This window comes from Sulfitobacter sp. AS59, from assembly GCF_038899995.1.
Lineage (GTDB): Bacteria > Pseudomonadota > Alphaproteobacteria > Rhodobacterales > Rhodobacteraceae > Sulfitobacter.
The window spans coordinates 38,670-53,100 of the sequence record NZ_JBBMQK010000001.1 but is presented as its reverse complement, the minus strand read 5'-3'; the positions used below and the strand labels follow the sequence as shown (position 1 = coordinate 53,100).

The 14,431-nt window shown below is 57.8% G+C and carries 13 protein-coding genes and 1 tRNA gene; 2 read left to right on the top strand and 12 right to left on the bottom strand.

Annotated elements, in window-relative coordinates:
- Positions 1-77: 77 nt before the first annotated feature.
- Positions 78-1,622 (bottom strand): helicase HerA-like domain-containing protein, encoded by a 1,545-nt coding sequence (locus WNY39_RS00270; RefSeq protein WP_342843128.1) that lies wholly within the window; start codon positions 1,620-1,622, stop codon positions 78-80.
- 437 nt (positions 1,623-2,059) lie between these two features.
- Between WNY39_RS00270 and WNY39_RS00265 the strand changes: the two genes are divergently transcribed.
- The gene (locus tag WNY39_RS00265) at positions 2,060-2,704 is read left to right on the top strand and encodes an invasion associated locus B family protein (protein ID WP_342843127.1); all 645 of its coding nucleotides are present in this window, start codon (positions 2,060-2,062) and stop codon (positions 2,702-2,704) included.
- Between the two features lie 81 nt (positions 2,705-2,785).
- On the opposite strand, the gene WNY39_RS00260 is transcribed toward WNY39_RS00265, so the two are convergent.
- The 4 genes from WNY39_RS00260 to WNY39_RS00245 are packed head-to-tail and all read right to left on the bottom strand — an operon-like array spanning position 2,786 to position 7,041.
- Positions 2,786-3,994, bottom strand: coding sequence for a beta-ketoacyl-[acyl-carrier-protein] synthase family protein (locus WNY39_RS00260; protein WP_342843125.1), 1,209 nt, complete (start codon positions 3,992-3,994; stop codon positions 2,786-2,788).
- Positions 3,995-3,998: 4 nt separating this feature from the next.
- Positions 3,999-4,256: an acyl carrier protein gene (locus WNY39_RS00255; RefSeq protein ID WP_342843123.1), complete on the bottom strand. Its 258-nt coding sequence runs from the start codon at positions 4,254-4,256 to the stop codon at positions 3,999-4,001.
- A 38-nt stretch (positions 4,257-4,294) separates the two neighbouring features.
- Entirely contained in the window at positions 4,295-5,386 is a 1,092-nt protein-coding gene (lpxD, locus tag WNY39_RS00250; protein ID WP_342843121.1) for a UDP-3-O-(3-hydroxymyristoyl)glucosamine N-acyltransferase, read from the bottom strand.
- A gap of 26 nt (positions 5,387-5,412) precedes the next feature.
- Positions 5,413-7,041 (bottom strand): L,D-transpeptidase family protein, encoded by a 1,629-nt coding sequence (locus WNY39_RS00245; RefSeq protein WP_342843119.1) that lies wholly within the window; start codon positions 7,039-7,041, stop codon positions 5,413-5,415.
- A 315-nt stretch (positions 7,042-7,356) separates the two neighbouring features.
- Between WNY39_RS00245 and WNY39_RS00240 the strand changes: the two genes are divergently transcribed.
- Entirely contained in the window at positions 7,357-7,926 is a 570-nt protein-coding gene (locus WNY39_RS00240; RefSeq protein WP_341235263.1) for a DUF882 domain-containing protein, read from the top strand.
- A gap of 74 nt (positions 7,927-8,000) precedes the next feature.
- Here WNY39_RS00240 and WNY39_RS00235 read toward each other — a convergent pair whose 3' ends face one another.
- The 7 genes from WNY39_RS00235 to WNY39_RS00205 all read right to left on the bottom strand — a co-directional run bounded on the left by WNY39_RS00235 (position 8,001) and on the right by WNY39_RS00205 (position 14,406).
- Complete coding sequence (locus tag WNY39_RS00235) at positions 8,001-8,444, bottom strand: YqaA family protein (protein WP_342843116.1); 444 nt, start codon at positions 8,442-8,444, stop codon at positions 8,001-8,003.
- Positions 8,445-8,580: 136 nt separating this feature from the next.
- Positions 8,581-8,670, bottom strand: a tRNA-Ser gene (locus tag WNY39_RS00230).
- A 71-nt stretch (positions 8,671-8,741) separates the two neighbouring features.
- On the bottom strand, positions 8,742-9,461 hold the full coding sequence (locus WNY39_RS00225) for an alanyl-tRNA editing protein (RefSeq protein WP_342843114.1): 720 nt from the start codon (positions 9,459-9,461) through the stop codon (positions 8,742-8,744).
- Positions 9,458-11,791 (bottom strand): DUF3772 domain-containing protein, encoded by a 2,334-nt coding sequence (locus WNY39_RS00220; RefSeq protein WP_342843112.1) that lies wholly within the window; start codon positions 11,789-11,791, stop codon positions 9,458-9,460. The genes WNY39_RS00225 and WNY39_RS00220 overlap by 4 nt, the downstream gene beginning before the upstream one ends.
- Positions 11,788-12,822 (bottom strand): cysteine synthase A, encoded by a 1,035-nt coding sequence (locus WNY39_RS00215; RefSeq protein ID WP_342843110.1) that lies wholly within the window; start codon positions 12,820-12,822, stop codon positions 11,788-11,790. Before WNY39_RS00215 ends, WNY39_RS00220 begins: the two co-directional genes overlap by 4 nt.
- A gap of 14 nt (positions 12,823-12,836) precedes the next feature.
- The gene (locus WNY39_RS00210) at positions 12,837-13,970 is read right to left on the bottom strand and encodes an NUDIX domain-containing protein (protein WP_342843108.1); all 1,134 of its coding nucleotides are present in this window, start codon (positions 13,968-13,970) and stop codon (positions 12,837-12,839) included.
- Between the two features lie 4 nt (positions 13,971-13,974).
- Positions 13,975-14,406, bottom strand: a complete 432-nt coding sequence (locus WNY39_RS00205; protein WP_342843106.1) for a TrgA family protein — start codon at positions 14,404-14,406, stop codon at positions 13,975-13,977.
- Between the last annotated feature and the right edge of the window lie 25 nt (positions 14,407-14,431).

Sequence of the window (14,431 nt, the reverse complement as noted above, 5' to 3'; positions counted from 1 at the left end):
GCTAAAGAAATGGCCTTATCCCAAACGGGATAAGGCCAGCCTTCGGCGAGGATTTTAGTCCATTTGGAATTGGGGTGTTAGCGCCCTTTGAACAATCCGCCCAAGATGCCGCGCACGATGCGCCGGCCTGTCGTTCCCTTGAGTTCCTTGATCACCACACTTGCAATCGCGCCACCAAAGCTTTCGCTGGATTTGGATGTGCGTTTTGAAGACGAGCGCGAAACGCCTTTGCCGGCATAGCGGCGCGCGGCGTTGAATTCGCGCAAGACCGGTGTGGCCTCTTCGGCCTCTTCCTCTGCTTTGGCGGCGGCTTTGGCAGCATCATCCGCGCGTTTGGTGAGGATTTCAAAGGCGGATTCACGATCAAGGCGTGTGGTGTATTTATCCGCCATGGCGCTTTGCGCGATCAAAACCGCGCGGGTTCCTGCATCGATGGGCCCCAGATGCGATGACGGCGGGCGGATCAATGTCCGCTCGACCACGCCGGGCACGCCCTTTTTCTGGAGCATGGATGTCACGGCCTCGCCCACGCCAACCTCGCGAATGGCTTCTTCTGTGTCGAAGCGCGGGTTTTCGCGGTAGGTCTGCGCAGCCATGCGCAGTTCCTTGCGGTCCTTGGCGGTAAAGGCGCGCAGGGCGTGTTGAATGCGGTTGCCAAGCTGGCCCAAGATGTCTTCGGGCACGTCGGCCGGGTTTTGCGTAATGAAATAGACCCCGACCCCCTTGGAGCGGATCAGCCGTGCGACCTGTTCCACCTTATCGACCAGCGCCTTGGGCGCGTCGTCAAACAGCAGATGTGCCTCGTCAAAGAAGAACACCAGCTTGGGTTTGTCCGGATCGCCGACCTCGGGCAGTTCCTCGAACAGCTCGGACAACAACCACAGCAGGAAGGTCGCGTAAAGCTTGGGCGAGCTCATCAGCTTGTCCGCGGCGAGGATGTTGATAAAACCACGACCATCCTTGTCGGTGCGCATCAGATCGGAGAGTTCCAACGCCGGTTCACCAAAGAGATCAGCGGCACCTTGGTTTTCCAGCACCAGCAAGCGGCGCTGGATCGCGCCCACAGAGGCCGGCGACACATTGCCATAGCGCAGGGCGAGGGTTGAGGCGTTTTCACCCACCCAGACAAGCAGGGCTTGCAGGTCTTTGAGGTCGAGCAGCGGCATGCCGTCTTCGTCGGCCACGCGGAAGGCGATGTTCAAGATGCCCTCTTGTGCTTCGCTTAGGCCCAAGAGTTGCCCCAACAACAGCGGGCCCATTTCCGATACAGTGGTGCGCACCGGGTGGCCCTGTTCGCCGAACATATCCCAAAAAGCGACCGGGAAGGAGCCGTAGGAATAATCGCTAAAACCGATGGTTTCGGCGCGTGACATGAAAGGTTCGTGCAGTTTATGCCCTTCCGATCCCGCGATAGCGAGGCCGGACAGGTCCCCTTTGACGTCGGAGAGGAACACCGGCACGCCTTGGGCGGAAAACCCTTCGGCCAGAATTTGCAGCGTCACGGTTTTGCCTGTGCCCGTCGCCCCTGCGATCAGGCCGTGGCGGTTGGCATAGCCAATGTTGAGAAACTGCTGCGTGGCATAGTCTGCGCCGCCGCCGCCGATAAAGATATCATTTGTCACGTATTCATCATCCTTTTGGGTCCCGCCGTAGCAGGCAAAGTGCCGCATAAGCATACAAACTTAACCTTTCGGCACCATAGTGAAATTGTTCCGGATCTACATGTCCTTTTGGTCCGTGAACACTTCCTCCCTGTCAGACTGGCCGTGCCTTCGGGTACGGCCCTTTTTTAAACAGTTAAGTCGTCAGCGGGGCTGCATATTTCCTATTGACCGCGCGGATGTGCTTTCGTAACCTTCGTGCAATAAGTCGGCCCAGTCCGACGGGGAGAAACGAAGAACAGGGAAAAGGGCGCTTGCGTCCTTTTTTCTTTTTCAGCCCCCACATTCAAATCATCAGCAAAAAACTGCCGGAACGGTGCAAAAACCGGGTGCATCTTGCCTGACATCCGTTCACGGGCGTGGTAAATGGCGATAAATATAATTGATTTGGAACGAGCATGAACAAGTATTTGAACATCCTTCCCCTCTGTGCGGCTTTGGCGATGACCTTGCCCATGGCATCTTTTGCGCAAACAACCACCACAACCAGCGAAAAACCGGCGGCGGCCCCGGCCGAAGAAGCCACCCCGCCAGCAAACGCGCTGGAATCGCAGTTGAGCATGGGCGTGGATGCCGAGGGCGAGACAGATATCGGCAAACCCTACACCAAAGAGGTTATCGGTGCCTGGGAAATGCGCTGCATCAAGACCGAAGAAGAAAACGACCCGTGCCAGATGTACCAGTTGATGGACGACGGCCAAGGTGTTCCCGTTGCTGAATTTTCGCTGTTCCGCTTGCCGGGCAATGGCAAAGCCGAAGCAGGCGCGACGATCGTTGTGCCGCTTGAAACCGCCCTGCCCGCGCAGCTAAGCCTTGCGGTCGATGGTGGCAAAGCGCGCCGCTATCCTTTTGCGTTTTGTAACCCTGTTGGCTGCTATGTCCGTATGGGTCTGACCAACGAGGATGTCGCCGCATTCAAACGCGGTAAAGAAGCGACAATCACCATCGTTCCGGCGCTGGCACCTGATCAAAAGGTCGAACTGTCCCTGTCACTGGACGGCTTTACCGCAAGCTTTGACAAGTCTTCGGTGATCGATCAGTAAATCTGGTTTGGTTTGAAAATGCCAAAGGCCGTCTCGGGACCCGAGGCGGCCTTTTTCATGTCAGGGCTGTAGAACAGCCCGCTATACTTTGCGTAATGCGATCACGGCGTTCAGCCCGCCAAAGGCAAAGGCGTTGGACAACACAACCGACACTTCTGCGTCGCGGGCCTCGTTCGGGACAACATCAAGCGCGCATTCGGGATCAGGTTCCTGATAGCCAATCGTGGGGGCAATCACACCGTCGCGCAGCGCCATGATACAAGCCAGCAGTTCGACAGCCCCGGTGCCGCCAATCAGATGGCCGTGCATCGACTTGGTCGAGCTGATCATCAACCGGTCCGCATGCGGGCCGAACACATCAGCCACCGCCGCGCATTCGGTTTTGTCATTCGCCGCCGTGCCCGTGCCATGGGCGTTGATATATCCGACCTCATCCGCATTGATCCGCGCGTCTTGCAATGCGCCTTGCATCGCACGGGCAGCACCGGCCTTGGACGGCATCACGATATCGCTGGCATCCGATGTCATAGCGAAACCGGCGACCTCGCACAGGATATCGGCCCCACGGGCGCGGGCGTGGTCATAGTCTTCGAACACAAAGATGCCTGCGCCCTCGCCCTGCACCATGCCATTGCGGTTGGCGGAAAACGGGCGGCAGGCGTCGCGGCTCATGACGCGTAACCCTTCCCACGCTTTGACGCCACCAAAGCATAGCATAGATTCAGACCCGCCCGTGACCATCGCCGGGGCCATACCGGATCGCACCATCGCAAATGCCTGCGCCATCGCGTGATTGGACGAGGCACAGGCGGTCGACACGGTAAACGACGGCCCTTTAAGGTTATATTCCATGCTCACATGACTGGCGGCGGCGTTGTTCATCAGCTTGGGCACGACAAAGGGGTGAACGCGGTTCTTACCCTCTTCATAGACGGCGCGGTAATTGTCATCCCATGTGCTGACGCCGCCCCCCGCCGTGCCCAGAACAACCCCTGCCTTGGCGGATAATTCGCCCGAGAACACCAGCCCGGATTGCGCAATCGCCTGCCCTGCGGCATCCAGGGTAAACTGGGTGAACCGATCATAAAGCGACAGCTGCTGGCGGTTATAACGTTCAGGGGGCGGGAAATTCTTGACCTGCCCGCCAATCTGGATCGACAAACGCTCTACGTCCCGAAACTCAAGCGGGCCAATGCCGCAGGTGCCGTTTTTCATGGCGGCAAAGGTGTCGGGCACGTTCAGACCAAGCGCGTTGATCGTCCCGGCCCCGGTAATAACAACGCGTTTCACCGGCCTATCCCTGCTCGGCTTTTAGCCGCTTGATGCCCGCCACAATGCTGGCCACGCTTGAGATATCGAAATCTGAATCGGCGGGCTGGTTGGCGTTGAACGGCACTGAGATATCAAAGGCTTCCTCGATCGCGAAAATGCTTTCAACCACGCCCATGCTATCGATACCCAGATCCTCAAGCGTGCTGTCCATCGTGACATCTGACGGCTCAAGCACGGCTTGTTCTGCAAGAATTTGGATGACTTGGTCTTGGATACTCACGAACCTTCTCCTTACACTACGTCCGCTTTTGCCCCGCGCTAAGCGTCGGACGCAGGTTTGGACAACTCTTTCTTTAACGCCGTAAATTCACGCAGCAAGCGGGGCAAACGCCGCAGCGATTTATAGCTTTCGATCTGCTTGCCCATCTCGGTTGCGGGATATCCCAGCATCGACCGGCCCGCAGGTGCGTTCGACATCAGTTTGGTGCCACCACCTGCGATCACACCATCGCCGACAAAGATATTGTCGCTGACGCCGCATTGCCCGCCAAGCACCACGTTATTGCCGATGGTGGCAGAACCCGCGATGCCAACCTGCCCGCAAAGCAGGCTGTTGCTGCCAACCACAACGTTATGGCCAAGATGCACCTGATTATCCAACTTGGTGCCATCGCCGATCACCGTATCGCGGATGGTGCCGCTGTCGATGGTACAATTCATTCCGCATTCCACATCATTCCCGATGGTCACACTGCCCAAGGTGTGAATACGCGTCCATTGTTGCGCTTTTGTGTCGCCCCGGTCGCCTAGGGTTTTGCGGGTTTGCTCAACCGTGCTGGGTTCAGCCGTCACAAAGGAAAACCCATCCCCGCCGATGCGGGCACCGGGTTGCGCGATGAAATCATCGCCGATGGTGACCCGTGCGCCGATGCTGACGTTATCGCGCAGATAGGCTTTTGTGCCCAACACCGCGTCCTTGCCAATATAGCATTGCGGGCCGATCACGCTGCCCGCGCCGATTTGCGCACCTGCCGCGATAATGGTGAACGGACCCACCGACACGTCAGCGCCCAGCTTGGCCGTGGGGTCGATGATCGCCGACGGGTGAATGCCAGGCTCGAACCCTTGGCCCTGATCCATCATTTTTGTGAGACCCGACATGGCATAGCGCGGACGGTCCGGCAGGATCGCGGCCTTAAGGCCAAGCGCCTGCCAATCGGCATCGGGCCAAAGCATCGCGGCGACCGCAGCCCCTTCGGCGAGGCTTGCAGCGTATTTGGGGCTCATCGCGAGGGCCAGATCATCCGGACCTGCCTGCGCAGGTTCGGCCAGCTTTTCGACGGTCAAAGACGTATCACCAACGGCGGTGGCCCCCAGTGACGCGGCAATCTCTTGAATAGTGTGGCGCATGGTTCATTCCCCTTGTCGGGGATGAATTAACCCTGAACAGCGCCCATTGCTACCCCTGCCTTGCTCAGCGCGTCCCAGATCTTGGCATCACGCCCATAGATGTCTGCGCGGTACTGGGTGTGGCCCCGCGCCGTGGTAAAGGCAGTGCGATAGATCAGATGCACCGGCAATTCGACATCCAGATGCACAAAGGTTTCGCGCCCTGTGTTCAGCTGTGCCTTGAAAAAGCCCACCGGATCGCTCTCTTGACGCGCCAGCAGCGCATAGGCGAAATCGAACGGGTCTTTCAGGCGCACACAGCCGTGGCTGAACGCCCGCACATCGCGCGCAAACAGGTTTTTCGACGGGGTGTCGTGCAGGTAGATGTTGTGTTTGTTCGGGAAAATGAATTTCACCAGCCCAAGCGCGTTTCGCGAACCGGGTTTCTGGCGCATGCTAAAGGGGAAATTACGCGCATTGTACTGGCTGAAATCCACAGAATCCCGGCTGACAACCCGCCCACGACCATCAATCAGATCGATATGGCCCGCCGCACCCGGGTTGGTCTTCATCGACGGCAGGTATTCCTTGGTCACGATAGACCGGGGTACGTTCCACGTGGGGTTCACCACGATATATTCCATCGTATCTGAAAACTCGGGCGTATAGCGGCCCGCTTTGGTGGCCCCCACAACCGTGCGTGTTTCAAAGGTGACGCGGCCATCATCCACAATTGCAGCCGTAAAGGCAGGAATATTAACCAGCACGTGACGTGGGCCGCGTTCCTTGTTCAGCCAGCGCTCCCGCTCCATCGCGACGATGACGGATTTCAGCCGCGTCTCAACGCTTTTGTTGATCTCGGACATGGTACCGTTGCCAGCCACCCCATCCGTGTTCAAACCGTGATCCTGCTGGAATTCGCGCACTGCGTCTTCCATCAAAGCGTCATAGCGCATCGAATTTGAGCGTTTGAGATAGCCCATCGCAATCAGGCGATTGCGCAGTGCCACGACCGCGTTGCCTTGCGCGCCGGGTTTCAGCGACGCCACAGGCACAGCTGGCCCCCAACCGCCCTTGGACAGCAGGTTTTCCATCGCCAGCTTTTCACGCATCAGCGCATTATATTCCAAGGTCCGCGGGCGCAGATCGCGCAGAAACTGCATCGGATCAGCGCTGGTGAAATCGGTCATATACCCTTGGCGGTCGCGATACGGCACCTCGCGCACGATGGCGCTGTCGATACGGGATGGCACCACCACGCCGGTTTGCAGGTCACGGGCGTATTGTAAAAAGACCTTGGTCATTTCCACGTCAACAAGGCCACGGTCACGGGGTGTTTTGGCGTTTTTCAGCTGTTCCATCAGGCCGATGGGATCATAGCGCGCCGTCGGTAGACCATGTTTATCCGCCGTCGAAATTGCGGCCATCAGTGCCGCGCGGCGGTCGCGTTGGGTGTCGGACCCATCGGTCCAGACCGGTGCATAGCCGTGGATCCGGTAATAGGTGGCAATATCGGCGTCGCGCGATGCTGCCTCGGCAACGGCCTGTTTGAACGCAATCGACTGCGCAAAGGCAGGCGCGGGACTGGTTAGAACCGTAAAAGCAACGGCGGCAGCGCCCAAAAATGTGGCTAATCTGCCTGTGGCACCTGATTTGATACCTGGATATTTAATCATCGAGTCCCCCAAAGACCTAAAACACGACTGGACCCCATAACGCGTGCAAGCGTCTGATTTTGTCCAATAACATTACGTGTGAGGGCAGCATATTGTTCACCGCTGATGTGTTTGAGCATCGCCGCTGTTGCAAAAATGATCACCCGCCGCATGTTTGCGCAATTATTCGCCTAAATTTGTTGATAGATGGAACCTTTTTAATTCAGCGCTTGGTAAAAGAATCACTCTATGACATATATGCGTTGCATCTGGGGATGGTTGAGATCTTGCATGTAACATCATGAAAGATCGGGTTTAGTACGGGACGTTTGACGCATGACTGGTAGTAATTCTTCGGGTTTATCCCGCCGTGCCCTATTGGGCGCATTCGCAGCGACAGCAGTAACAGCAGCCCCCACATTCGCCAATGCAGCAGGTTTTCTGCGCGGTGCAGGCGACATTCGCCGTATCAAGATGTATTCCGGTCGCACCGGTGAACGCCTCGACATGATCTATTGGATCGAAGGCGATTATATAAAAGATGCCGTAAAGGAAGTGAACCATTTCATGCGCGACTGGCGCACGAATGGGGTGAAATCCATCGATCTGCGCACCATCGATATCATGGCCGCGTCGCATAACCTTTTGGACGTCAGCGAACCTTACATGCTCTTGTCCGGCTACCGCAGCCCGCAGACGAACGCGATGCTACGGTCGCGGTCGCGCGGTGTTGCTAAAAACTCGCTCCACATGCGCGGTCAGGCGGCTGATTTGCGGCTGGCATCCCGTTCCGTCAACCAAATGGCCAAGGCGGCAATCGCATGCCATGGCGGCGGTGTTGGCAAATATTCGGGGTCAAACTTCGTACATATGGATTGCGGCGTGGTCCGCAGCTGGGGCGGCTGAAGCCCCTATTCCATATCATCCCGACACGAACAAAGCGCCGAAAGGCGCTTTTTCTTTTTCCGCGCCCTTAAAAATCAACCGCCCGTTGGCGGAAACCATGCGAGCGTGATCATCGCCAAAGCGATATATCGCGCTGCCTTGCCCACCGTGACAATCGCGACAAAGGACCAAAGCGGTTCGCGCAGCACCCCGGCCATGATCGTTAACGCATCGCCCACGACCGGAAACCAACTGACCAGCAGCGACCAGCGCCCATAGCGGTGATACCAGACTTCCGCACGGGCCAGCTGCGCATCATTGGCGGGGAACCAACGTTTGTGTTTGAACTGCAAGGCAACCCGCCCCAAGACCCAGTTCACCACCGATCCCGAAACATTTCCCGCTGTGGCAACCAATAGCAAAATTACCAATGTGTGCTGATTGCCCAACATCAACGCGATCAGCAACGCCTCGGACTGCATCGGCAGAAAGGTCGCGGCGATGAATGCAGCGGAAAACAGGCCAAAATACCCGATCATCGAAATTTAACTGTGCTGGCTAAAACGGGACGACCCTTTGCAAATTGGTTGGTTCACATCGACGCTTAACAAATGGCAATCGATACAGTCAGGCCACAGCAGGCAAACCTGCGTCACGGCCAATAAAAAGGGGTAATGGCGGATCGACAGGGATTCGAACCCTGGAGACGGTCTCCCGCCTACACACTTTCCAGGCGTGCGCCTTCGACCACTCGGCCACCGATCCATTAGGGCGGTGTTTAGCGTGAGGTATGGTCTGGGTGCAAGGGGTAAATCACGCCAATTTCAACAACAGTGCTAACCATCCAAATGTACGTAAATACGACGATTTTGGCGGCCCTTCTTTTCAATCTTACCCAGCACCAGCGCGCCCACCTCGCCGCTGCGCGCCACATGGGTGCCACCGCAGGGCTGTAGGTCGATCCAGCTTGTGCCATCGCCGATCTCGACCAACCGCACCTTATCCGCGCCTTTGGGCGGCTTGACCGCCATCGTCTTGACCAGCTCGGGGGCTGCGGCAAGTTCCTCTTGGGTGATCCAATGGGTTGTGACGCGCAGATCGGCCTCTACAAAATCGTTCAGCACCGCCTCGATCGCGTCGCGATCTTCGGGGGCGTCCGGCATGTCGAAATCCAAGCGACCATGACGGGCCGAGATTTGCCCGCCTGTCACCCCGAACGGCACGGCAACCGACAAAAGATGCAGCATGGTATGCACGCGCATGTGCTTGTGGCGCCGGTCCCAATCCAACACCTGCGTGACATGGGTGCCAACGTCTGGCAAATGCGACGGCTCTGCCGGAACAAGGGCAATCGCATCGCCCGGCCCCTTGACCGTGGTGGCAATTGGCAAGCGCTTGCCGTCCCACATCAGCCAACCGCTATCGCCGGGCTGACCGCCGCCCGTCGGGTAAAAGATCGTCTTATCCAGCACGACCCCGCCCTCTTCGGTAATTGCGGTCACACGTCCCGGCGCTTCGCGTTGGTATGCGTCATCAAGGTACAGCGGTTTCGTCATGTGTCAGACTCGCCTTTCAGCGCCTCGGGGTTGCGGAGCCAGATGTCGCGCTGCGCAAAGGGTACTTCGATCTCTTCTTCGGCAAAGCGTTTGGCGATGGCGTGGTTAATGTCGCTTTTAACGCTCATCATCCAGTTCACATCGCGCAGGAATGCGCGGATTTCAAACTCCAACGCATCCGCGCCAAAATTCACGAACAATACGTTGGGGGCCGGATTGGCCAACACCATCGGCTGCTCTTCGGCGATTTCGCGCAAGATTTTATCGACCCGTTTTGTGTCCGTGCCATATGCTACACCGACCGAAATAATCACACGTCCCACGGTATTGCCGCGGGTATAGTTGGTGACCGTCCCGCTGACGAGATCGGCGTTTGGCACAATCACATCCGTGCGGTCAAAGGTTTCGATCCGGGTGGAGCGCACGGAAATATCGCGCACATAACCGGTTTTGCCGCCGACCTCGATCCAGTCCCCTTCGGAAATGGGGCGTTCAATCAGCAAGATGATCCCCGAGACAAAGTTGCTGACGATGTTTTGCAGACCAAAACCGATACCGACCGACAGAGCCCCCGCCACAATCGCGAGGGAGCTTAGATCAATACCGGCCCCGGTGATCGCGGCCAAAGCGGCCAGAAAAATACCGACATAGCCCAAGCCCGACAGCAGCGCGTTCTGCCCGCCAATATCGATCTTTGTCTTGGGCAAGACATTTGAACGCAAGGTGCCCTGCAACAGCCGCGTCAGCAAAAAGCCGACTGAAAAGATCACAGCAAAGGTCAGCAGGTTCGTCGGTGAAATGCGTGTGTCGCCAATCGAAAACCCGTTAGAGAATGTCGACCATAATTCGCTAAGATCGGTCAGCCGCGCGCCCCAGACCAGCGCCAGAACCGGCGTGGCCAGCAGCAACAGGATCATGCCGAAAAACACCGGCATCAACGCCTCGCGCGCGGCAATTCCCTGCCCTGTGATCGCACCATACACATCCGCCGCAAAGCGTTGCAGCGCCATGACCAGCCCCAAAATCACCAGTGTCACCACAAACGGGCGCAAAATCGCATCCGCCAGATCCTGATACCCAAAAGCGAAAAGCAGCGGTGCGACGATACCAACCGCCATTGCCCCCAGCCCGTGACTGCGCACAACCCGCGCAAGGGTCGAACTGCGCTGCGGGTCCTCCGGGTCTTGGGCTTCTTCCTCGGCGTCTTGATAGCCACGCAGGATTTGGCCAATCCGGAACAGCGCAAAGCTGATCAGCACCGCAAAGGGAAACGCCACAACGGCGCTGGTTGCGGCACTTGGCAATTCAAACTCGAGTATTTTAATGGTGATAATCGACACGATCATCACGACGGTAATGCCATTCACATAGAACCGCGCCCGGCGACGTTGGTCTTGGTCGAGAAGCAGCAGCGCCTCTTCGTCATCGCGTGAGAATACGCGTTCCGACACCCATCGAAAGCCAAAGACCACCACACCCATAAAGGGCAAAAGGCGGATCACCTCGGTCCCGCGCACCCCAAGATAGCCGCTTTGGCGTGCCGCCGTGGCCAGCAGAAACAATCCGCACAACGGCAAGATTATCCGCAGCAAGGACACGACAAAGCGCCATATCCCAAGGCCGCGCGCCTGATGTCTGCGCAGCCCCGACACCATCATTACTGCCCACGGACGGCCCCGCAAAAGCAGCAACAGCCCCACAACAGTGGAAAAGACGACAAACGGCAGGTTTTCACGCAGCGCGGCAAATTTCTGGGCGCTACCCACCGCGCCGCGATCAATCAGCATACCGCCAAACGCATCGGTAAGATCGCGCAGCGCGGGGACCCAATGTTCGGGGTTCAACGGGCTGGGCGTGGCCGAAAGCAGTTTTTCTGCCTGCCGGGTCCGCAATATTTGATCAATCTGCCGCACCAGCCCATCCGCGCGCAAATATTCGCGCTCAGCGATTTGAACAGGTGCCAACAGCGCGTTCAGCTGTTGGTTAAGATCGGTGCGGGTTTGCGCCAAGGCCGGTGGCTCTGGTTCGGCATTCTCGCCCTCTGGCGGGTCACCAAGGGCCGCGATCTGTTCGCGCAGCGTGGCAATGCGTGCGGAATTAGCGTTGCGTTCGGTGTCAAACACCGCGCGAAAATCAACAATCCGCCCCCGCAAGGTTTCCAGAACCGTGTCGCTGGTTGTTGCGTCGTCCACAACCGTTTCTGCACGGGTGGCAACATTCTCCCAGCGGTCAATGGCTTGAACCGGCTCCTCTTGGGCCGAGACCGCCCCGACCATAAGCCACAGCGCCAGCCAAAGCCCGGTGAAAATCCTGCGCAAGGGCTGGCTCATTGGTCTTCGAAAACGCCGGGAATGGATTGGGGCGCGCGGTCCAGCCAACCGGGAACAGGCAGGCCTTTTTCACGCAGGAATTCAGGGTTGAACAGCTTGGACTGATAGCGCGTCCCGAAATCACACAGGATCGTCACAATGGTGTGGCCCGGCCCCATTTCGCGCGCCAACCGGATCGCACCAGCGACGTTAACGCCCGACGACGCCCCTAGGCACAGCCCCTCGTGTTGCAGCAGGTCAAACACGATCGGCAGCGCCTCGCTGTCGTGGATGTTATAGCTGTAATCGGGGGTGAACCCTTCAAGGTTTTTGGTGATGCGCACCTGACCGATGCCTTCGGCAATGGAACCGCCTTCGGCAACCAATTCGCCCGTGGTGTAATAGCTGTGCAGCGCCGCACCATCGGGGTCGGCCAAGGCGATTTTCACGCCTTTTGGCTGCAACGCCATGCCGATGCCCGCCAATGTGCCGCCCGATCCGACAGCACAGCAAAAGCCGTCAACCTTGCCGCCGGTTTGATCCCAAATTTCGGGGCCGGTTGTTTCGATATGCGCTTGGCGGTTGGCGACATTGTCAAACTGGTTGGCCCAAATCACCCCTTCGTTGGTCGACCGCGCCAGTTCATTCGCCAGACGTTCGGAATAGCGCACAAAGTTGTTGGGGTTGCGGTACGGGGCGGCTGGAACCTGCACCAGTTCCGCGCCCGCCAGACGCAACATGTCTTTCTTTTCCTGACTTTGGGTTTCGGGAATAACGATGACCGTTTTGAACCCCATTGACGCCCCAACCAATGCCAGACCGATACCCGTATTACCCGCTGTCCCTTCGACAATCGTGCCGCCGGGTTTCAACGTGCCCTTTTCGATGGCATCGCGAATGATAAACAACGCCGCGCGGTCCTTGACCGATTGGCCGGGGTTCATGAATTCGGCCTTGCCATAGATGTCACATCCGGTCTCTTCGCTTGCCTTGCGCAGACGAATAAGAGGTGTGTTGCCAATGGCTTGTGCCAGATCAGATGCGACGTGCATGGGGTGCTCCTAATTCAAGTTATATTAGGTGTAGCCTTGGGGGGGGCCAACCTCAAGCGGTCGCGATGACGTGCAAGCCAATATGCGGCGATTACAAGCGGCGAATTGGCCGCTTGTTGCGTGTCTGCCATCGCCATCAAGTCGTCAAAAGACATCAGATGCGACCGGATATCTTCGTCTTCGCTGTCCAGACCGGCCACACCGGTAGCTTTGTCCGGCAGATCGGCAAGCCCCACGTAGATATAGAAAAATTCTGTGCTGCATCCCGGCGAGGCATAGACCTCGGCCACGGGTTCAAGCGATTGCAGGGCAATCCCGGCCTCTTCAGCGGCTTCGCGGTGGGCGGCCTGCTGCGGGGTTTCGCCGGGGTCGACGCGGCCCGCGATGGGTTCGAACTGCCAAACCGACCGATCCCCCCGCGCAATGGGGCCCATACGCACCTGTTCCACCAGCATCACACGGTCGCGTACCGGATCATAGGGTAGCACCAGCGCCGCATCAGACGCTATGAACACGGCGCGCTCCACCACCTCTGACATGGTGCCGTCAAACCGTTCGTGCCGCAGGTGGTATTCGTTCAGCGCAAAATAGTTGGTATAGGCGCGATCAATCCGCTGCACATCGATTGCGCCGTGTAATGTCCCTGCCCCGTGCTTCGACTGCGCCGCTTTGACCATGGCCGCGGCCCGCGTGCGGATCATCGGGAACATGCGGGCCACCTGCGCGACGGTATATTTGCCAAAGTAATCCATCACTTCGCGCGCGGCAAAGCAGCTGAGCGCGGCCCAGTTGTGTTCCCATTCGGCCAGATCCCAAGGGGCTTTTGTCGTCCAGACACCCGGCGCGGGGAAATAGACCTGCGCCGTTTGCCCACCCGCCAGCACCACATCGCGCAGGTCATAGGCAAAGCTGCCCTCGTAAAAGTCCAGCCGCGCAATATCGGTATCGGTTAACCCTTCGACCAGCAGCCCGTCAGTGACGGCACCAGCACGCTCTACCACGCAGGGGAACGGCCCTTCGGCAACGGCAAGGGCGGCGTGATCGTGCAATTTTTCTGGGGTAAATTTGATATCAGCGGCGGCGCGGCCCAGCACGATCTCAAGCAGGGGAACATGCCTAAGCGTGCCGTAAAAGAACAGGTTTTTCATTATGTTACGACCATTTTCTATCAGCATAGTTTGTCATAAACCCGCTGATAACACCCCCGACAACCAACGCAATGCCAACCGGCAGCGTGGCCAGTAACAAGAAATATTCGGCCCCAATTGAAAAAACAGCAACAGCCGCATCGCCAAGCCCGTGATATTGACCTTTCATAGACCGGTCGACCATCCGGATCACCCCAAGCGCTGCCAATGTCCAAAACGCCAGGGCGACAGCACCCGTTAAGCCGTTGGTAATCGCACCGCCACCGGCACGCGGGGCCATGACAAACCAGCCAATCAGCGCACCAATGGCCATGTTGACGGGAATCAAATACTTAAAATCGGAAAGCTCCGGCATCAGCGGCGTGATGATCACGGTTAAAGCCAAACCCAACAAAGCCAAACACATGGCGGCGACCAATTTGGCACCTGTAGGCATCGACTGCTCCTTGGATCACCTGCGC